This is a genomic window from Acidisarcina polymorpha (genome assembly GCF_003330725.1).
Lineage (GTDB): Bacteria > Acidobacteriota > Terriglobia > Terriglobales > Acidobacteriaceae > Acidisarcina > Acidisarcina polymorpha.
Window position 1 is genome coordinate 353,343 of sequence record NZ_CP030840.1, and the last position, 20,823, is coordinate 374,165.

Below are 20,823 nucleotides of genomic sequence, written 5' to 3' on the forward strand. Positions count from 1 at the left end.
GTGGACTTCCAATCTTGCTCTCAGAACAACTCGTTGGGCACTTTCAACACGCCGTGTCTTGTCTGTTTTGCCGGGCCATGTATCTGTCCGGAATGGTCTTGGCGGCAGGAACGATGAACCATGTAAGGAAACCTTTTCTCGGGAGTTGTGGGTCTTCACCGGCACTGAAAGTTTTGGGCGTCCTGTGGGTCTCCGCTTCCGGTGTACTGCGCGTGTTTGGGATAGGCGCATAACGGACGGCTGCGTCCTGGAAACGCCGCGCCGGTGGCAACGACGGACTCGGGCGCTGCGCCCTTCTCAACCCACCCGACGAGTGCGCTGAGCATGTCGAAGTGGTCCAGAGATTGGCCGCCCCCGCAGTGAGCCATTCCCGGCACAAGGAACATCCGGCTCCACTCAGTGACCTTGTCGGCTCCGCCGTTGGTCGCGGCCAACGACTTGTAGTATCGGAGCGTGTCGAGGGGTGAGAACCATGGATCACTGTCGCCATGGAAGAAGATCAGCTTCCCGCCGTTCTGCGAAAACGTAGACAGGTTCGTCGAGGCCGGCTCGACCAGCGGATCAGACGCGTGCAGCGCCGCGGCATCTACGTCGAGTTCGGTAGCGGTGGTGTACGGACCGAACAACCCATCTTTGCTCAGCGCCAGCAGACCGGGTATGCCGGTTTTCGAAGCAATGCCCGCGTCGTAAAGGAAGCCAGGGTAGACCTGCGATCCGTAAGCATTCTTTGGCCCTGAAAACGCTTTCTTGATCGCCGTGATTTTTTCCGGCGCGATGCACGTGTCGGCCTGCCCGGATTTGCATGCGAGCACCGCAGGATCGAAGTCGCACCCGATTGGATCGAAGATCATGCCATCCGCCACGCCATCGCGCGCGTCGCACTGCTTCATCAGGCCGTCCATAAAGACCTTGCGATCCGTCTCCGTCAGAAACTTGTCGATCTCCGGCTTACCGGACGCGTCCTTCGGCGACGCCTGGTTGTAGGCGACTGGAATCCACTGTGCAATCGCGAGGTTCGACAGGCCTGTACGCATCGCCGGATCGCCCGAGACAATCCCGTTGAACACCGTCGGAAAGCGCTGCGACAGTATCATTCCCTCTCGGCCACCGGTGGAGCACCCGACAAAATAGGAGTATGCCGCAGGCTTCGCGTAATAACGGTCGATGATTTCCTTGGCTGCCCCCGCAACCTCGGCGTTCGCCATATATGCGAAGTCCAGATAAGCCTGCTGGTCGCGCATGAAGGTGAAATCGAAGCCGCCGGTCTTCGCCTTGTGTCCAGAGTCCGTGCTTGCCACAGCGAAGCCGCGAGAGAGCGCCGGCTTGTCTCCTGTGTAGCCTGCCCCGGTTGGGTACGCCACGACACCGTTGCCGCCTCCGCCGCCCTGCATCATGAGGTCGGCGTTCCAGACACTCGGATCCGGAAGCGCCACCGAAAACCCGATGCCGTATTCCACTCCATCAGTGCCCTTGCGGCGGTTGATCATGCCGTCGACGCGGCAGTGTGCGGGCAGCGGTCCTACGCTCGATGCCCCGGGGTAGGCAGGTGCAATGGTCTTCCCCGCCGGAACCGGCTCGGAGTTCGTGATCTCGACGCCGGGGAGCGTTGCGGTCTTCAGGGCGGCGCAACGGTTCGATGATTCAGACTGCGCCTGTGCTGCAATCGAACATGCTACGAGCGCGAGGATCCCGATCTCTGAGTACCCCATTGGAACTGCCTTTCAGGAGGTCTGCACGCAGCTGATTGCTAAGCTCGCGGAACACCCGAATATACTGGCTCACCAGCTGCTCGAGCAACAGAAATAAATCGCTTTATCGCGGAGCTGTACCAGGCTGTCCCTCCCGTATGAGCAGCAATTTAGACTCTGCCGGTCGCAAGTCGATCGTTAGTACTCCATTCACGTTCTCAAGCTTAGCTTTCGAAGCCACATCCGTGACTGATACAGCGCTACGCGCCAGTTCCTGCGAGACCCGCTGCAGTGGAATACGAATCGTCTTAGAGTCCTTGTCGCTATAGTTAAACGCCGCCAAGTAAAACCCATCGGCGGATCGCCGCGTGAAGAGCGCGGCCGCCTCGTTTCCGGTGCCGCCTTCAACGGGTCGAAAAGCAATACTCTCCGAAGCGACGGCCAGGATGGCACGGTCGCTATAGACTGACTTGGCCAGTGACTGCCCCTGCGGATCATCGGCAAGACGACTACTGTCGAGGATCATGCCTCCACTGATGACCGCGGAAAGAAGACGGCTCTTTCCTTCCGCGACACTGCGCGCTCCCAGGTCGGCCTTCTCGCCCAGCGCGACATGATCAGGATCAGCAATGTAGAGGTTCTTGTCTGTCCACCATCCATACGTAAGCGAATTCAGCATGTACTCGGTAGACTGATCGCCGCCCCCGACGTGTCCCTTGCTATCGCAGGAGAGTCTCCGCGCGTGACCATAGCCTGACGGAAACAAGGGAGCGATCGACAGGCTTAGGAACATCTGGTTGGCGTTCTCAACAACGATCTGCTTCATGCCCTGGTTATAAGCCTGGATCCCCGTCTGGATGGAAGGATCGTAGTGAGCTCCTTCCAGGGCTCCATGAGAAAGAAAGTCGAGCTTAAGATATGCGAATCCCATCTGCTTGAATTTCGCAATAAAGTATGTGGTTCGCTGCTTGGTGCCGGGGTGCGAAGGATCGATGGGCCAGCCCCCATCCACCTTTGGGAGCAGGGATCCATCGGGCGCCTTCAGAAGAATGTCCCGATACCGATACATCATGCCAGTGCCTTCGACATAGGCATCGAGATTGTCCGACCAATAGGCGAATGGCGTCCAATAAATTCCGGGTTCAAAGCGAAGACCACTCGTGCTGCGCATGGCCTTCACGGTCGCGACCGCGTCTGCCAGCTGCACGGCGTCGAGCTTCGACCAGAAAGCGTCGAGGTTGATATAAGCGACTCCATTGCGCCCAAATCCCTCCGGAGCCAGAGAGTCGCGCACAAACGCAGCGGCTCCGAGGTAGCGCTGGTAGTCGATGTGTTCGGCGTAAGAAGCCCAACTGTTCCAGCCCATCGGCGCTCCTGCCGGCCACGTAAGGGGAGGATGGACGGAGGCGTTGGCTCTGCCATAGGCTTCCAGGCCATCGCGCCAGTCGGAGAACGAGCCGATGAAGATCCGCGGCGAATGCACCCGCTCGCCACTCACCAGGCCGTGGGGCAAAGTATCGTGCGTGTCGGTACGCACACCGGTCGGGGATGCGATGCCTCCATAGACATCGAGGCCGGTCAACTGGCCGCCGGCCGCGTGTACATCGATAGCCGTCTTCCACACATCGTGCGTCAAGGATCCAAGAACAATTCCATTGCGACTTGTATTGTCATCGATCGCGGTGACTTCCTCGCTCGAATAACGTTCGTCAGTCTTCATGGCCGCAACCAGGACGCTGTCGTAGCGAAACCACATATCGTTGTCGAACGGAACATGGAGAAAACGCATTGCGGCCTTTTCCCCTATGTGTACGCCGTTCTCCCTTACCACCACTGCGTCGAAGTGTCGGGTTCCTTTCCTTGCGGCTTCCGGTTCGAGCTCTGCCTCCACTGCAATCCAGGGATGGCCGTCATATAGCCAGATGTGCTGTAACAACGCCGGCGACGTAGCGGAGGAGCTACGAATCGTATATTCGCGCTCGCCTGCACTGACAGTCATTCCCGGTATCAACTCGTGCGCACTGTAGGTCGTGCTTGACAGCGTTCGACCATCCGAAAGCTGCGCGGCACTTGATATGCCAAGCAGCTTGTGACCGTCGCGCCAAAGCACGTCCATAGTTCCGGTTTGACGGTCGTACCGAACGGTGACGAGATCGTTTTCAAAGGACAGCGGCGTCTCAATCGCGCCGGGTCGCGCATGCGCTTGTGACATGAGAAAGATCGAAGCAGCAACGACGGCCAAAGTGCCGCGAGATAGGTCAGCGAGATACATACGGGCTCCGCAACCATTCTTTCTTGAAGTAACGCACCTCAATATCTTCTCTCTGGAAGGCAAGACCGTTGCGGCGGGTCTAGCAAAAATGCTGCTGCAGTCGCAGGCTGGTGGGATCGAGCTTCTCCCTGCATTGCCGGACGCATGGCCCGAAGGCTTCATCCGAGGGCTCTGCGCACGGGGCTAGTGCGTGATCGATATCGAATAGAAATACGGCGCATTGCTGGCCACCTCGAGGCGAAGCCAGCTCGGAGGCTCTACGCCGCTCCGCTATCCAAGACAGTGTGATTACGCTTCGCTTTGAGCCCGGCGAAACGATCCGCGTTCGTCAGAAGAGTTTTAAGCTTCATTAGTCGTTGGAGGATCTCACCGGCATAAGGCTGCATTTCCAACTCGTCAGCGCTGCCGGGCCAGCACCAGGGTGATGTCGTCCGGCTGCTCCTGGGTGCCGATCCAGCTTCGCAGCGCCTGCATGACCAGGTCGGAGATGGCCGACAGCGGCAGATGCCGGTTTCGGCTCACCACCTCGAGCAGACGCTCCTCGCCAAAGTCGCCAAACTCGTTTTCAGGCTCTGTGACTCCATCGCTGTATGCGATCACGATGTCCCCGCTGGTCAAATGGATGGTCCCTTCGTCGTAGCTCATTCCATCCATCAGCCCGACGACGGTCCCGCCGCGATCCAGCCGGGTCACCGAACGATCGCCGCGCAGCACCAGCGGCGGCAGCTGGCCGCCGTTTGAGTACGTCAGCCGGCTGCCCTTGCCTTCATAGTGGGCGAGAAATAAGGTCGCGTATTTCTCGGGTTGCGTGCTGCGATATAGATGCCGGTTCAGCAGCGCCAGCACCCTGCCGGGAGACTCGAACATCTCACCGCAGTTGATCTCCTGAACGCCGCTCTTCACCATCTGGAAGGACGGCGACAACATGGCATCAGTGCCGACAGTGATCAGTTCCTCGCTGGCAAACTGATAGGCGCGCACCGCCGAGTGCAGGGTCGCCATGAGCAGCGCAGCCGAGATTCCCTTGCCGCTGATGTCGCCTAGTGCCAGGCCAAGGGTGGAGGGTCCGAAAACCAGGAAGTCGTAGTAGTCGCCGCTCACACTCCTGGCAGGACGGCAGACGCCGTGCAAATCCAGCATGGACAGGGTTACATCCTGGCGCGGAAACAGGTTTGCTTGCACTTGCTGGGCAATTTCAAGCTCGCTCTGCAAGCGTTCCTTCTCCCGCTGCTCTTCAAGTAGTTCTTCAAGAGATGCGGTCATCTCATTGAACGATTTAGACAAAGCGGCGAGCTGATCGTGACGTGTCACGATGATGCGATGGTGGAGATCCCCTTCATCGATTGCCTGGGTTGCGACGTACAGTTCATTGATCGAGTTCGTGATGGTGCGGTTCAATCGGACCGCCATCACAAAGGCGATTAACTCCAAGAGGCCGAAAAAGGCGGCAATACTGATTAAAACGTCCTGGATGACCGTGGCCACCTGGAGCGATGTGATGAAGAGCCGCTCGTAGAGCAGCGATGGCCGGGAATTTACATGGATAAACGATTCATGTTCTTTACCCGACGACCAAATGATGGCTTGCATCGGTGCCACGAAGGAGACGGTCACATCGAAGAAGTGGGTCGGCTCGGGCAATGTGCCGCCAGTAACCGCACCGCCGTGCCGCTCTTCATCCCCGAGCGGCTTGCCGTTAACCCTGATTTCAGAGTTCCCGCTGTCCGGCCTGCCGAGGGCCATATGGACACCGCCGGGAGCCGGCGGAGCAGGCGGTGGCAGGTCCGCATGGGGAGCAACTGCGCGGTTCTTCGCATCGCCTTCCACATGCGTGACTAGGTTTGGCTCGAGACCGCGATCATTCTCTTCTTCTGAATTCATGCCGGGAACGATGGTGACCGTTCCCAGTCCGCTAGCGATCTGGTCGAGGTTTCCTTTCTCAAGCGGCAAGCTGGTCACCAGCACAATCTGGTGCGAACCAACTGTCTGGGTGTCCGCTGCCCGGAGAAAGACCCTTCCGTGACCCAGGACGAGGCCGCGGAAATGGTCTTTGAACCAGGGAGGAATGGAAGTCAGGCCAGGCGGCAAAGGGCGTGCAGTCGCGAGTGCCAATGGTTTGCCATCTTCAAATGCCGCTACTTCGAGCCCGACACGTCCCCGGTCGAAGGCGGAGTCATCGTCGAACTCCGGAAGAGTGACGGCCTTTGTCTCCGGATGGGCTTCCAGTTCGCGAGCGACATGGACCGAGAAAGCGCGATTCTCCGCGGTGATGTGGGCCAACTCCCGGTTGATTTCTGAGGTCGCCGCAAAGGTCGCAAACTGTCCGGAAAAGGTGTACGTCGCGACCAACGCGAGAGTGCCGAACAACACTATGGGCGCCAGCCCCATCAGCAAGTAGGTGACTACCAGCCGATGGCTCACTTTCCACAAAACCCGGCGCATGACCCACCGCCAGAACAACGGGATCGAGCACACGATCAATGCCCAGAGCACGAGCACACTCATGTCGGAAAAGGAGTGGCCCCAGTTGCCCGGGAGGAGCCTGCCAACCCCCAACAGCAGGTAGCTGATCAGCAGCCAGAAGGCGGTTCGGTGAAGCTTGGTCTGGGGTGGAACCCGGCCCAGCCGCCGGTAGACGCCGCTTTCGAATTTTCGTAGCAGACCGGGCATGTAGACCTGAGTTTAGCTCAGAAGTAAGAGTGGCGTGATATGCCGAAGATTGGTTCTGCAGGCCTGTTCCATGAGGAAAGGACGTGCCAACTTCGATTCTTCGCATGGCGCCAGCTGTACTTCTGCGCGGGACGATTTTCTCTTCGCGGTTTTGGGTGGAGGGAGCGCGAGTGCTAAATCACGGCTTGGCATCGGCTTCGATATCTGCCTGATGCACCAGTTTGAGGGTGTAGCGCGTCGCCGAGTAATGGGCTCCCGCCAGCAGCAACATGCCGGTGAGAAAGGCCCACAGCATCAGCCCGACTGAGGTCGCGAAGGGACCATAAACTGCCTTGAAATCCAGCCACGGAAGCGCTCCTACATAGAGAATCTTGGCCACCTCCCACCCTAAACCGGTGATCAGGGCGCTGGGCAAGACCGCCTGCCACGGCAGCCGCCGATTGGGCAGGATCCAATAAATCAGGAAGAACAAGGTCACGCTGAGAAATGCGGCCGACAGCTGGAGCAGCCACTGCGCTATAAATCGGAAGACGAAGTTGTCGACATGACCGAAGAAGATGAATCTGAGCAGCGAATGCTGAAAAGCGGTCACCGCGACAGAGCCCAGAACAAGTGCGCAGACGCTCGCTGCCAGCCCGGTGGATACCAGCTGGTTCATCAGATAGGATCGATTTTTGGTCACGCCCCAGACTTGATTGAGCGCTACCTCCAGGGGCAAAAAGATCCCGCTCGAGGAGATCAGCAACATGATGACCGCGGCGACCCTCACTCCGCTGTGAGCGTTGGCCACCAGACTCATGTTCTTTACGACGAAGTCCTGCCCGGTAGGTAGAAAATAGCGCACCATGTTGCCGATGACATCTTCCATCGAACGTGAGTGGAAGATACGGCGCGCTACGGTATACATCATGACAATAAAGGGAAATAGCGACAGAATCGCGTTCGCGGCAACGCTGAACGCATAGGTATGAACTTCGGTCTGGCTAAGGTATTTGGCGAGCGAGACAAGCTGGGTCCCGATCTCCTCCAAGGAGATTCTTGCCCTCGGTTGATTCGCAGGACGACGAGCGGCGTTGGCTGCTTGCTCGGCCGGTTCGCGATGCTCCGGTATGGCTGGCTTGATGGAGAAAATCGAGGTGGGCTCCGTGTGGCGATGCTATCAGTCCGAACAGGGCCACTCAATTTGAGTTCACTATGATCGCAGTGCATAGGGCCGAACGGCCTCTGCCGCCTTCAAATTTTTCTTGCGTTTGCAACTCTTTCCTGTCATAAAAAATAAGTACCCAACTTAAAGGTACGGAAGTAAGTCTCGGAAGGCCGCTCTTTTAGATGTATTGGTATCACCGATTCGAGAATGGGACTGTTTCTCTGAGCTGCCATCGCGTCGCGCCTGCGCCGCCGGCGGCTTGTGTGTTTTCAGGAGCATTCTGGATCTAAACAGGAAGTCACAAGGAGTTAAGGATGAGGGAGCACGGCGTCGTCAAGTGGTTCAATGGTGCCAAGGGCTATGGGTTCATTCAGCGTTCAACCGGGGAAGATGTGTTCGTTCATTTTTCGGCCATTCAGGAAGACGGGTACAAGAGTCTGAATGAGGGAGAGGCAGTCGAATTCGAATGCCAGCAGGGGCCCAAGGGACTTAACGCCGCGAATGTTCATCGAAATCGTGCTTAGAGCTTTACCCGACATCCAGAGCAGCAGTCCAGGTGGATGCATTTGCCGGAGAACAGCTCTATAGGCATTTTCCTCGGAGGAAAACGGCCGCCGAGTTCGGTTCTTTGCATTCAATAGCTGTACTTCTGATCAAGCTCTCCGCTTAAAGGCCATCGGTTGATGGTTGACTCTCGATCTGGGTGATGGCCCAGGCCGCCGTCGCCGCCAGGACGGTGTCTGCTGCCTGGGACCACTCTTGCAGCTTCGGAAGAAAGCTCCGCAGCCGCGAATTACCCATCGCGATCGCCACATTGCGTCGCAAGCCCGAAAGCTTAGTGCGGGTAACCGGCGAGCCGTGGAAGAGATTTGCGAAGCCCGATTCGTCGATTGCCGCGAGCCAGTCGAGCGCCGGATTCACCAAGTCGGCGCGCGTGGATAACTCAACATCCCGACCGAGCGGGGCCCTCCGGTTCCATGGGCAGACGTCCTGGCAGATATCGCAGCCAAAGATTTGCCGTCCTATCTGGGCGCGTAACTGCTCCGGTATCTCCCCCCTCTTTTCGATCGTGAGGTAAGAGATGCAGAGGCTCGCGTCCATGCGGTAAGCGTCGGTGAGCGCGCCTGTCGGGCATGCCTCGATACAGCGGCGACAACTGCCGCAGCGATCCTCCGGGACGGCAGCGATCGATGCCGGGCTCACCTCGATCGAGGTTGCGATCACTCCGAGGAATAACCATGACCCTAACTGCTCGTTCAGGATGCACGTGTTCTTTCCAATCCAGCCTATGCCTGCATATTTGGCATAGATCCTCTCCACGATGGGTCCTGTATCCACGTAACAGCGGGATTGAAAGTCTCCGTACAGATCTTTGAGTTTCGTCTCCATCGATCGCAGCCGGTGTAAGAGCACCTTGTGATAGTCCGAAGGCCGCACCTGGCCGTCGCCGGAAGGCTTCCCGGTCCAGGCGTAGCGGGCGATCCACCCTCGGCTTGAAGGGGCAGGTTCGGTCGAATTGGGTGCGCCGGAGTTATAGTTGGCCGCGCAGACAATCACCGAACGCGCCCAGGGCAGGGCGACTCGAAGCGAAGACCGAAGCAGTCGTCCGGCCTCGTCGCGGCGCTTGAGATACTCCATCTCCCCGGCGCGGCCCGAAGCCAGCCATGGCTCGACGTTTTGCAACTCCGCGTAGTCTTCGGGCGAAGCTGGATCGGGAACCGCAGCAATGCCGGTCGCCGCGAAACCAGCCTCCTGAGCGAGTTCAGCGACCAGGTCCGACAGGGAGGCGGCAGGATTCATCAACCATTTGCCTCACTCTCGCGAAGCGTCATCTACGGCGACGCCAACCAGTGAATCCGCGCAACCATAATAGAGAAACCATTTCCCTTTAAAACAGACTAGACCCTCCGCAAAAGTGGTTCCCGCCGCGTATTGTCCGGTTTTTTCATACGCCATCTCCGGGAAGAAGAAGGGCCTCTCGCTTCGCTCCAGCAGCTTCGTCGGATCGGCTGCGGAAAACAACGCCTCTCCCGCTGCATAGGCGTTCGGTCCTAAATTTGGGTCGCCGTTCTCTGGAGCATTTTTGCCGTTATAGATCACGACGATGCCGCGTTTGGTAAGCACCGGTGGCGGCCCAGTCTCGGGAAAGCTGCTGTCGAAATGTCCAGGACGTGCGGACAGCAAATCCTTCGGCTGTGCTGCGCCATCTTCGACCGGGGCCCAATGAATCAAGTCTTCTGAAGTCGCTAAATGGACATGGATCTCGCCCCAGTACATCCAATATTTGCCGTGAATCTTCGCGGCGATCAATCGTCCACTTTGAAGGCTGGTGACGATCCCCGCTGACTTGTACATCAGCCCAGCATATTTGCCGGTGTTTCCAAAGGCTGGACCATGCTTGGTCCAGGCGACGAGGTCTTTGGAAGTCGCGATACCGACCGAGTAGGTCTTACGATTCCATTGCGTGTAGGTGAGCACGTAAGTCCCGTCCTCGCCTTCGACGAGCCGCGGATCTTCGACGCCGCCGGGCCATTCGCGGTCTTTTTGAGCGTCTACTGCCGGATAAAAGACGGGTGTTTTCTGCGGTGAGAAATGGACGCCGTCATCGCTGACCGCCAGACCCAGGCGCGAGGTATGCATGCCGATCTGCATGGCGCCGCTGTCGTCTTCGGCGCGGTATAAGACATAGACTTTGCCGTCGCGAACGATCGCCGCAGGATTGAAGGTATGCAGCGCCTCCCAGGTAACTGGGGTCTGCAGGATTGGATCCTGAAAGATGGCGCGTTTGTCTGGAGTGATGACCGGGTTGCCACTCGCCGGCCGCACGAATGGCGCAATCTGCCAGCCGCGGTCTTCGGCCATCGCCGGCATCGCAACGCCGATAGCAGCAATCGCAGCCACGATTGCCCCAAGCAGGAGGCGCTTGCAGGCAGGCACGCGGACCAGGATTTTCATCTTAGGCCAGATTTTGAGCGGCCAGCGGATTGTGAGCGCGGAGCTCAGCAACGATCTCGGCAGCGGCCTCGCGCGCGCGCTGCTCCTGATCTGGCGGAAAGGAGATCGCTCCCACCCGCGCATGCCCGCCGCCGCCATAGCGTTCACAGATGGAAGCGAGATTCAACAGGTAGGCGGGATCAGCCTTCGTCCAGGGATTCGATCCGACCGAGACCTTGGTGCGAAAGCTCGACTTCGAGAGCCCAACGGAATAGGTCGCATGCGGGTGCAGGTAATAGGGGATGAACTTGTTGTATCCCTCTAAGGGCCGGTCTGCGATGTCAAAGAAGATGGTTCCGGCGTTCTCTTCCGAACGCTCGCGGATCAAGGCAATTGCCTCCCGATGGCGCTCGAGCAGGGGCGGAAGCTGACTTGCTACAAAAGGCTCCCTTAGGACCTGATCAAGCGATTCTGTGGTCAGCAAAGGAATCATTCGTGGAATGAATTCCGGATCCTGACTGGATTCGATGATCAAGGTCAGCTTCATAGCCGGCGAAGCCATTTCGACCGCCGCCTCCGCACTCTCATAGAGCGCGCCGTCGACGATGTCGGCCCAATAGATGAGATCGGCTACCGGAGCGACGTCGAAGCCGAAGCGCGTCTGCGCGATGTGCGCGATGAAGCTGGTGCAGGAGGTGTACTTGGGATCGTAAAATCGCCGATCGGTGAAGCTGCCGTCGGCCAGTCCGCGCAAATACTGGGCATGGTCCTCGGGAGTGAGAAATGCGCTCAGATGGTGGTCGAACCACCAGGTCAGCCGCGGCGATGTTGAGTATTTGAAATCGACGATGGCATTTTCCTGATCGCCGAAGTCATCATCCTGAAAGAGCGCGCCCGCGCGGTGCACCAGCCCGTGATATTCATACTGCGCCTCGGGCTGAATGCATTGCTGATGAAAACGGGTAAACAGCGAGGCCGAGCAGGCTCCGTCGAAGCAACGATCATGATATAAGACGCGAACCTTCAACCCCGAATCCCCATTCCCCGGCACACGGACGGACAAGCCCCCGACGCCAGAGTTCCTATAACGAATTCTCTAGGATTGCTGGGAAGCCGCCGCCTGTCAAGTGAGGCAGGGAGCTTCTATAGGAGACACATGGGAATTTTCGCTCATCGGCTCGTATGATTCTGTACGCGCTGGTCGGATTGGGGTCTCCGGCTTTCACCATCAGTCTCCTTCCATTCTCCCAGCAAGCTTCTAAAGAGGGTGCCAGTCATCGGAACGAGGTGCACGATGAAGTAGGCTGCACACATTGCTTCCACAAGCTTTAAAGGCCATGGTATGGAACAAACATAGGCCGAGATCAGCATCGACACCGAGGTGATCCAAAGCAGAAAGACGATGCTAGCGGCCCGACGCCGGCTGCTTGGTGTCTTGCACCAGATGGGGAGATCTCCCTTACGTTCGGTCATCATGCTCCTAGCGACTGACGGCACTTGAATGCCATTCACTCTAGCACGGAACCTATTATTTTTGGTTCCGGTCGGGGCATGAACGTGGGGGCATGAACGTGGCTGCTCTTGGGCGCGGGAAGGTCTTTGGCTCGGGAAAGCCCAGCAGCCGCCACATTGGCGGGTTCGTTGACTACAATCCTCTTGAGCCATAGTCTGCCGAATGAAAAAGTCTGCCGAATGAAAAATCAGATCTCGTCGCGTCGCCCTATCTCCCGCCGTGCCTTCGTCACCCGAGCCTCGCTCGCCGCGCTCGCTTTCCAGTCGAGACATGCACTGGCCCTTGACGCGCCGGTCTCGGCGACCGTGCGCGCTCCGAGCGGAACGTTCCGTGGCGAGATCGCCAACAACGTCCGCGTCTTTCGCGGCGTCCCGTTCGCAGAGCCGCCGGCCGGTGCGCTGCGCTTCCGGCCACCCGTTAAGGCGAAGCCGTCGTCGGGTGAACGCGACGCCACACACTTCCCGGCCTCCGCCATGCAGTGGCATGAGACCATCGCGCCCGGCGAGCCGCCCATCACACACAGCGAAGACTGCCTCTACCTGAACATCTGGGCGCCTGAGGGCAACGGGCCGTTTCCCGTCTTTGTCTGGATCCACGGCGGCGGTTTCGTCAGCGGCCACGCCTTCGAACCGATGTATGACGGGACCGAGTTCGCCCGAGCGGGCATCGTCTTGATCACCGTGGGTTACCGGCTCGGGGTCTTCGGTTTCCTCGATCTGGGTCCATTGCTCGATGAAAAGGCAGAGAGCGAATACGCCGGCTCTGCCAACAACGCGCTCCGTGACATCATCATGGCCTTAGAGTGGGTCCGCGAGAATGTGGCTTCTTTTGGCGGCGATCCCAACCGGGTCACCATCGGAGGCGAATCGGCAGGGGCCAAGCTGACCGACATTCTCATGGGCGTTCCCTCAGCCCAGCCGCTCTTCCACCAGATGATCTCCGAGAGTGGAGGCGCGGAGCGTATCTGGACGGCGGCCAACTCGGCCACTGTCGCGAATGGTTTCGGCGAAGAATGGCGCAAGTCCTCCGGAAAAGACCTTCCCAGCTTGAAAACTGCTCCGGCGAGCCTGATTATTGAAAGCCAACACTCGTTCCTCGAACAGTGGCCGCAGCATTTCCCTTTGCGCGCCGAGGTGGATGGCGACTTGATCCCGCGACTCCCCATTCAGACGATCGCTGCAGGATCAACGCGTGGCAAACGATTGCTCATTGGCACGAATCGCGACGAGAGCGCCCTCTTCATCGGTCCCCATCCGCAGAGCGATCCAGCGGCCAAGGACCTGGGCAATCTTTCGCTGGCGAAATTTGAAGAAGTCCTGGAACGTTACAAGCAGATCTATCCAGAGATGACCGAGGAGCAATTGCGCATTCGCGCCGTTACCGCCGAGGAATACTGGATTCCTACCGTTCGCGTGGCGGACGCGCATCTTCAAGGCGGCGGAAGCGCCTGGATGTATCAACTCGATTTCTCCGAAACCAACGGACGGCTGCGCGGCTACTCCTATCATTCGCTCGATGTGGGCCTGGTTTGGAACCGCCCGCATGCCGACGCGGAGAATGAGTCGGCCGAGGCGGCCCTCGCGAAACAGGTTCACCAGGCATGGGTCGCCTTTATCCGCGGCGACACTCCTGCCGCGCCTGGCCTGCCAGAGTGGCCGGCGTACTCTACGACGGCCCGGCCGACGATGATCTTCGACACCCAAAGCCGCATCGAGCGGAAGCCGCAAGACGCGGAGCGCAGGCTCTGGGACGGCGTGCTTTAAGCGGTGTCGTTCCGCCGTTCCTTTGCTCCCTTGAGTTGACGGGGAATCGGGCGGCTATTTGTCCGCATCGGATGAACCAAGCCCTCGGTGAGACAATGAGCTTTTGCGGAACGAAGTTCAGGAGTATCCATTTCCGTGTCTGGCTCGGTAAGAAGAAGTCCTTGGCTACGCCTGCTCGGCTGGCTGCTGCTTGCTCTCGTCATTATCGTGATTTCCGCAGTCGCTGGAGGCGCTCTCTGGCTCAAGCACGCGATGCGCGCTTCCCTGCCCCAGATTGACGGCACGACCAAATTGGCGGGCCTGACCGCTGAGGTCTCCGTACGGCGTGATGAACACGGCGTCCCGCATATCGAGGCTGCCAATTTAGACGATCTCTTTGCCGCCCAAGGCTACGTCACCGCGCAAGACCGTCTCTGGCAGATGGACATGACCCGCCGCTATGTGGCCGGGGAGATTGCCGAGGTTCTCGGCAAAAATCTGGTGGCGCACGACCGGGTGCAGCGCCTGCTCGAAATGCGTCCGATGGCGGAACGCATTACCGCCGGATTGAGTGCTAGGGACCGCCGCTTCTTCGACGACTATGCGCGCGGCGTGAACGCCTTCATCGCTGCACATCCAGACACGCTGCCGGCTGAGTTCGGCTTCCTGAGGTATAAGCCGAAACTGTGGCAGCCGGTCGACTCGGTGCTGGTTCTGCTGGGTATGGTGCAGATGGAGGACGAGCGCTGGGAGAGCAAGCTCGAGCATGAACAAGTGGTGGCTAAGCTCGGCCCGACGCTCGCGGCTGATCTGTTTCCGGTTGGTTCATGGCGCGACCATCCGCCGACCCAGGCGCTGCCAGACCTGACTGCGCCGCAGCCGCCGATTCCGGACGTACCTCTCGACGAATCCCAGTCCTCGGTGGAAGACCTGCTCGGGCTTCGTGACCTGCTCGGCCATAGTGGCTGCGATGGCTGCGCAGTCGGATCCAACGAATGGGCGATCTCAGGCGCGCATACCGCCTCGGGCAAGCCGCTCATGTCGAACGACATGCACATCACCCATACGATTCCCGACATCTGGTACGAAGTCGACCTCAAAGCCGGCGGCTTCCACGTTGCCGGAGTCGGCTCTCCGGGCTCGCCCTTTGTCACCTCCGGTCACAACGATCACATCTCCTGGGGATTCACTTCCCTCTACGGCGACACGCAGGACATTTACATCGAACGAGTGAACAACCGGGATGAATACATGAGCGCGACCGGTTGGAAGCCGATCGAGCATATCCGCGAAACCATCCGGGTACGCGGCGGCAATGACATCGTCGTCGACGTGGGCCACACCGACCACGGTCCCATCCTCACTCCAGCCATTGCGCACGAACAGCGCGTGCTCACGTTGAAATGGTCTGCCTACGATCCGGGCGCGAACAGCATTCCGCTCTTCGACATTGACGCCGCTTCCAACTGGGGCGAGTTCCGCAGCATTTTGAAGTCCTGGTGGGGACCGTCTCTCAACGTCATTTACGCCGACGATCAAGGGCATATCGGCTATCAGGCGGTTGGCTTTATTCCGATGCGTGAGGGCGGCCTTTCGTCCATTCCCGTTGCCTCCGGGACTCATGAGTGGCAAGGCTTCGTTCCTTTCGAGCAACTGCCGAGCGTCCTTGATCCCGCGAATGGCATCCTCGCGACCGCGAATGCCCGGATCACTCCCGACGGCTATCCCTACCCGCTCACCCTCGAGTGGGCCGCGCCTTATCGCAATGAACGGATCTGGAAGTGGCTGGCGGGCAAGAACAAGTTGACCCCAGCCGATATGCTGACGCTGCAGACCGATATTTACTCTAGCCTCGACCAGGACCTCGCCCGGCGCTATGCCTATGCGATCGATCACACGCCAAAGGCCTCACCACAGCTGCGCCAGGCGGCCGACCTGCTTCGCTCCTGGGACGGGGTGATCAACGCCAACTCCGCACCGGCTGCGGTGATCGCCGCTGCTCGCCAGGCTTTCTGGCCGTCCCTGCTCCAACCGAAACTGGGCGACGGATGGAAACTCTACAGTTGGGGAGAGAAATACTTTGCAGAGGAGGAACTCCTCACCCATACTCCTGCACACTGGCTACCCAGTGGTTTCGCTAACTGGAACGAGTTCCAAACCGCCGTCGTGAAAAAGGGACTCGAAGACGAACACGCACCCGCCAATCTCAGCAGATGGCAGTATGGAGAGATTCGAAAGATCGAGCTGGCGCATCCGATTTACGGCATGCTGCCCTGGTTCAAGAAGTGGACCGGGACGGGAGTGCAGCCCCGCTACGGCGACCCCACAACTGTCGACCAGATGGGCGCAAGCCTCGGACCTTCGCAGCGGCTTACGGTCGATTGGAGCAACCTGGATGGCTCTACCGAAAACATCGTGTATGGACAGTCGGGCGACCCGCTCAGCGCCTGGTATAGCGATCAGTGGCCGTACTGGTATGGGCGCACCACCTTTACGCTGCCGTTCAGCGAACAGGCGATTACCGCCGCTGCGAAACACACCCTTCGGCTCACTCCGTGAAGTGGACTGCAGCAGCCGCGCGCGAATGGCGGTGGCGGGGCTTGATCGCCGTCTGCGCCATCTTTGTCTCATTACCTCTCGCAATCCGCGGTAATTCCTGCGGGCACGATTTCGATTTCCATCTGCAATCGTGGCTAGCGGTCGTCCAGCATTGGCATCAAGCGACGATTTACCCGCACTGGGTCGAAGCGGCGAATTACGGTGCCGGTGAACCACGGTTCGTCTTCTATCCGCCATTGACCTGGATGCTCGGCGCGCTTCTAAGCATAGTGATGCCGTGGGCTGCCGTACCTGGCGTATTCACATTTTCGGTGATGGCTGGATGCGGTTTGAGCATGTACCAACTGGCGCGAAGGTGGCTGCCGCCGAATGCCGCAGCCCTTGCCGGATGCGCTTATGTGCTCAATCCCTATGCGCTCTTCGTCGCCTACGAACGTACCGCCTATGGAGAATTGGCGGCCGGCATCTGGCTTCCGCTGATCGTGTTATATGGCACTCGATCGGGCACCGCTTATCTTGGCTCTGAAACTCTTGGCTCTGAAACTCTTGGCTCTGAAACGTGGGGGGCTGAAACAGAGCGCTCACGCACAAGGAACGTCGTTGCCTTGGCGCTGGCCATCGCCGCCGTCTGGCTCACCAATGCGCCCGCCGCCGTGATGAGCTGCTACACCCTCGCAGCCATCATCCTGTGGAAGTCGATCCGTCTCCGCCGGTGGCAGCCAATTCTCGACTCCGCGATCGCCCTGCTTCTCGGCCTTGGCCTCGCATCGTTCTACCTGGTTCCCGCTGCCTACGAACGCCGCTGGGTCGATATCGCCCGCGCCATCGGACCCGGAATGCGAGTTCAAGACAGCTTCCTCTTCGCCCGCACCGGCGAATCGTTTCACGATCAGGTTCTCCGCACCGCCTCCTGGATATTCGTCAGCATGCTTGTGACCATCGCCGCAGCCGGCCTGTTTGCCGGGAAGCGTCAAAGCCCACGCCGTTTTCTCTGGCCTCTCTATGCGACCGCCGCACTCTTGCTCGCCCTTCAACTTCCTTGGAGCCAATTCATCTGGACCCACGCACCGGAGCTGAAATTCCTGCAGTTCCCCTGGCGCTGGTCGCTGGTCTTGAGCATTCCGTTCGCCCTCTCGTTGGGAGCGGCAGCCCTGCCCCCGAACCGAAATCAACTAAAATCGCGATTCGTTCTACAAAAGATCTTGACCCTGGTGGCCGCCATTGCCCTCGTCTCGACGTCGACCTGGCTCTTCTGGCAGCGTTGCGATGAGGAGGACGTTGTATCCGCACAACTAACTCTCTGGCCGGGCGGGAGCGGCTTCGAGGGCACGGATGAATACACACCTCTCGGCGTGGACAACTCGATCATTCAACAGTCTCTTCCCCCGATCCGCATCTTGAATGCCGCTGATGCGGAAACCGGTGTACCGCCGGCCAGCGACGAGCAGGCGAACCCTTCCTACACAATCGATCCATCAAGTCACGTTGCGGGCGAGTTTCGCATCGAACGGTGGCAGACCGAGGACATCGCCTTCAGCGTAAGGAGCGCCGAGCCGGGTTTCGCCGTTGTGCGGTTGATGGACTATCCCGCCTGGGTAGTCAGAGCAAACGATACTGTAGTCATTGCCCGTCCGCATCGCGACGATGGCCTGCTGACAATTCCCGTCCAAAGGGGACTTACTCGCATCAAAATAACATATTCGGCGACTCCGGACGTCTGGTTGGGGCGAGGCCTGAGCGCGGTGTCACTGGCAGCTTTGCTGCTGCTAGCTGGGCTGCGGCGGAAAGCCGAAGGTCGGATATCATGATTGAAATGCTCGTAGATGTGAAAGAGATCCTGCGTTGCGGCGCGGAGCGCACCGACCGCGCCCTTGACCGGCTGCTTCCTTCGGAAACCCGGGTCCCCACTGCAATCCATCAAGCCATGCGGCATAGCGTCTTCGCTGGAGGCAAGCGTCTCCGGCCCGTACTCTGTATCGAAGCCGCGCGCATGGTTGCCGGCACCCTCGAACCGCCAGAAGGCGCAGAAAACCTCGCGGCCGCGATTGAAATGCTGCATACCTATTCGCTGATCCATGACGATCTGCCCGCACTTGATAACGATGAGCTGCGCCGCGGTAAGCCAACTTGCCATGTGGTCTTCGGAGAGGCCATTGCCATTCTTGCCGGGGATGCCCTCCAGACACAGGCCTACGAGACCCTGGCGACCCTGCCTCGATCCGCTGCCGCGGTGGTCGAGATCATTCGGCTCGTTGCCCAGGCGACCGGTACGATCGAGGGAATGATCGGCGGTCAGGTGCTCGACCTCGAAGCCGAACATCACCAGCCAACCGCAGCGATGGTCGACGCAATCCACCGTGCGAAAACCGGCGCGCTGATCCGGGTGAGCCTTGCCGCCGGGGCAGTTTATGGAAGTAACGCGGGAAACAGTGGCGGCACTCCTGACGGAGGAGCCGATGTCGACCGACTCACTGAATTCGGGCGAAAAGCCGGGCTTGCCTTCCAGATCGTCGATGACATTCTCGACATGACTGAGGACTCTGAACATCTGGGCAAGACTGCCGGGAAAGACCTGGCGAGCGACAAAGCCACATGGCCAGCGGTCTTCGGTATTGAACGTTCACGAGAAGATGCAAATCGGCTGATCACCGAAGCATTTACCTACCTTGAGCCCTATGGAGAGCGCGCCGACGCTCTGAAAGCGGTCGCGAGATACCTGGTGGAGCGGAAAAATTAGCCATTCGGCCTGGAGATCAGGCAGTTCATTTGGTGCAGAAGGAACAAGCGTGGAGTTGAAATGCCATTGACCGAAGCAGAAATCCGTGATGCATTGCGGGATGTTTACGATCCCGAACTGCCGGTCAACATCGTCGATCTCGGGCTTGTCTATAAAGTTGATTTAGCGGCGGACCCGGATGCCCCCGGGTTAGTACCAAAACAAAAGGTGATCATCGATCTCACCTTGACGACCCCAGGGTGTCCATCTCACGCCCAGATCACGGAGCAGATCCGCAATCGCCTTGCTGGTCTTCAAGAGGTGAGTACGACCGAAGTCAACCTGGTATGGGAACCGAAATGGAGTCCCGCTAGGATCAGCCTTGAAGCGCAGCAAAAGTTAGGTATCGCTTAGGCTGTGACCCCTTCTACAGAAGAACTTTGGACTTATGTACGCGGGATTACGAGCGCAGTTCTGGAGGAGCCGGCCGGGAGGTACGAGGCAAACCATTGCTGACCATCGGCAGAGAGCGATGGTTTGCCCATCGGGATGCGATCAAGCCGCGGTTCCCAGACGTAGAACCGAATCAGCTTGGGGGCCTTTCTGCCCTTGAACGATGTCGAACTCGACGTCGTCGCCCTCTTTGAGGCTCTTGTAACCGTCCAATTGAATTGCCGAATAGTGCACGAAGACGTCAGGACCGTCTTCACGGCCGATGAACCCATACCCTTTTGCGTTGTTGAACCACTTCACTTTGCCTTTGTAAGCAGCCACGAGCCGTACCTTCCTCAAGAGCCAGATCGAAACTTGAGTGTCACCCCAATTCCGCCTTCTTCAAGAGACGCACTCCAGGGAAGATTGGTTTTCCATGAAACTGAGGAAGCCGTGATAGTGGCAACACGCTTCCATTCCACTCTCTCAAGACTTTGTCTTCTGCTTCCGGTTCCGCGCGTAGAACTGAACCCCAATCAACGTCTTGCCATCCAGAATGGCTCCAGCATCGATTAAGCGAAGAACTTCGGAAAGCGAGATCAGATACAGGTCGATGCGCTCATCCTCTTCCGGCCTCGCATCGCCAAGTGTCAAGCCCTCAGCGAGAAAGATCTGCATCCACTCTCCGAGAAATCCCGGGCTAGCGAAATAGCGAACGAGCGGCGACCATTTCTTCGCCCGGTAGCCGGTTTCCTCGATCAGCTCGCGCTTCGCTGCTGCCAACCGACTCTCGTCGCCATCGATCTTGCCAGCCGGAAGCTCCCAGATGTACTGACCGGCGGCGTGCCGATACTGCCGCTCCATGACAATCATCGGATCGCGTTTGCTTTGAGAATCATCGACCGCCAGGATGACCACGGATCCACCGTGCCGGACGACATCACGGGTGCACTCGACGCCATTCGGTTCGACGATATGATCACTGAAGACGCTGAAGAGCGGCCCCTGATATTGAAGCTTCGACGAGAGCACCTCGGCGGTTTCGGGCTGTTTGGATCTGGACTTCGCCGCGGCCGTAGCGGAAACGGATTTCTCCTTCCGTTGCTTCGCGTCCTTCTTTTCTTTCTTATTGGATTTTTCCTTTGCCATG

General features: G+C 58.8%; 16 protein-coding genes. 7 read left to right on the forward strand and 9 right to left on the reverse strand.

What is annotated here, in order from left to right:
• Positions 1–155: 155 nt before the first annotated feature.
• Positions 156–1,709, reverse strand: a complete 1,554-nt coding sequence (locus ACPOL_RS01605) for a tannase/feruloyl esterase family alpha/beta hydrolase (RefSeq protein ID WP_114205507.1) — start codon at positions 1,707–1,709, stop codon at positions 156–158.
• Between the two features lie 103 nt (positions 1,710–1,812).
• Positions 1,813–3,960 carry an alpha-galactosidase gene (locus ACPOL_RS01610; protein WP_114205508.1) on the reverse strand — a complete coding sequence of 716 codons (2,148 nt, stop codon included), beginning with the start codon at positions 3,958–3,960 and terminating at the stop codon, positions 1,813–1,815.
• An 88-nt stretch (positions 3,961–4,048) separates the two neighbouring features.
• On the opposite strand from ACPOL_RS01610, the gene ACPOL_RS35950 reads away from it, so the two are divergent.
• The gene (locus ACPOL_RS35950; RefSeq protein WP_414633408.1) at positions 4,049–4,147 is read left to right on the forward strand and encodes a glycoside hydrolase family 95-like protein; all 99 of its coding nucleotides are present in this window, start codon (positions 4,049–4,051) and stop codon (positions 4,145–4,147) included.
• 209 nt (positions 4,148–4,356) lie between these two features.
• Here the strand turns inward: ACPOL_RS35950 and ACPOL_RS01620 are convergent, their stop codons facing one another.
• Both ACPOL_RS01620 and ACPOL_RS01625 read right to left on the reverse strand, forming a co-directional pair.
• Positions 4,357–6,630 (reverse strand): PP2C family protein-serine/threonine phosphatase, encoded by a 2,274-nt coding sequence (locus ACPOL_RS01620; RefSeq protein ID WP_114205510.1) that lies wholly within the window; start codon positions 6,628–6,630, stop codon positions 4,357–4,359.
• A gap of 178 nt (positions 6,631–6,808) precedes the next feature.
• Positions 6,809–7,660, reverse strand: coding sequence for a YihY/virulence factor BrkB family protein (locus tag ACPOL_RS01625; RefSeq protein ID WP_236657164.1), 852 nt, complete (start codon positions 7,658–7,660; stop codon positions 6,809–6,811).
• Positions 7,661–8,091: 431 nt separating this feature from the next.
• Between ACPOL_RS01625 and ACPOL_RS01630 the strand changes: the two genes are divergently transcribed.
• On the forward strand, positions 8,092–8,301 hold the full coding sequence (locus tag ACPOL_RS01630) for a cold-shock protein (protein ID WP_114205512.1): 210 nt from the start codon (positions 8,092–8,094) through the stop codon (positions 8,299–8,301).
• 142 nt (positions 8,302–8,443) lie between these two features.
• On the opposite strand, the gene queG is transcribed toward ACPOL_RS01630, so the two are convergent.
• From queG to ACPOL_RS01645, 3 genes are read right to left on the reverse strand one after another with little or no spacing between them, the layout of a single operon-like run.
• On the reverse strand, positions 8,444–9,577 hold the full coding sequence (gene queG / locus ACPOL_RS01635; protein ID WP_114205513.1) for a tRNA epoxyqueuosine(34) reductase QueG: 1,134 nt from the start codon (positions 9,575–9,577) through the stop codon (positions 8,444–8,446).
• 12 nt (positions 9,578–9,589) lie between these two features.
• The gene (locus tag ACPOL_RS01640) at positions 9,590–10,732 is read right to left on the reverse strand and encodes a glycoside hydrolase family 130 protein (RefSeq protein ID WP_114210550.1); all 1,143 of its coding nucleotides are present in this window, start codon (positions 10,730–10,732) and stop codon (positions 9,590–9,592) included.
• A gap of 1 nt (position 10,733) precedes the next feature.
• Positions 10,734–11,738, reverse strand: coding sequence for a DHH family phosphoesterase (locus ACPOL_RS01645; protein WP_114210551.1), 1,005 nt, complete (start codon positions 11,736–11,738; stop codon positions 10,734–10,736).
• A gap of 665 nt (positions 11,739–12,403) precedes the next feature.
• Here ACPOL_RS01645 and ACPOL_RS01655 point away from each other — a divergent pair.
• The 5 genes from ACPOL_RS01655 to ACPOL_RS01675 all read left to right on the forward strand — a co-directional run bounded on the left by ACPOL_RS01655 (position 12,404) and on the right by ACPOL_RS01675 (position 19,655).
• Positions 12,404–13,987 (forward strand): carboxylesterase/lipase family protein, encoded by a 1,584-nt coding sequence (locus ACPOL_RS01655; RefSeq protein ID WP_236657165.1) that lies wholly within the window; start codon positions 12,404–12,406, stop codon positions 13,985–13,987.
• Positions 13,988–14,122: 135 nt separating this feature from the next.
• Positions 14,123–16,525, forward strand: coding sequence for a penicillin acylase family protein (locus ACPOL_RS01660; protein ID WP_236657166.1), 2,403 nt, complete (start codon positions 14,123–14,125; stop codon positions 16,523–16,525).
• A complete protein-coding gene (locus ACPOL_RS01665) occupies positions 16,522–18,333 on the forward strand; it encodes a glycosyltransferase family protein (protein ID WP_114205515.1) in 1,812 nt (603 codons plus the stop codon). Before ACPOL_RS01660 ends, ACPOL_RS01665 begins: the two co-directional genes overlap by 4 nt.
• Positions 18,330–19,262, forward strand: a complete 933-nt coding sequence (locus ACPOL_RS01670) for a polyprenyl synthetase family protein (RefSeq protein WP_338026738.1) — start codon at positions 18,330–18,332, stop codon at positions 19,260–19,262. The genes ACPOL_RS01665 and ACPOL_RS01670 overlap by 4 nt, the downstream gene beginning before the upstream one ends.
• Before the next feature lie 60 nt (positions 19,263–19,322).
• A complete protein-coding gene (locus ACPOL_RS01675; protein ID WP_114205516.1) occupies positions 19,323–19,655 on the forward strand; it encodes a metal-sulfur cluster assembly factor in 333 nt (110 codons plus the stop codon).
• Between the two features lie 141 nt (positions 19,656–19,796).
• On the opposite strand, the gene ACPOL_RS01680 is transcribed toward ACPOL_RS01675, so the two are convergent.
• Positions 19,797–20,015, reverse strand: a complete 219-nt coding sequence (locus ACPOL_RS01680; protein ID WP_114205517.1) for a cold shock domain-containing protein — start codon at positions 20,013–20,015, stop codon at positions 19,797–19,799.
• A 144-nt stretch (positions 20,016–20,159) separates the two neighbouring features.
• Positions 20,160–20,822, reverse strand: a complete 663-nt coding sequence (locus ACPOL_RS01685; RefSeq protein ID WP_114205518.1) for an NUDIX hydrolase — start codon at positions 20,820–20,822, stop codon at positions 20,160–20,162.
• Between the last annotated feature and the right edge of the window lies 1 nt (position 20,823).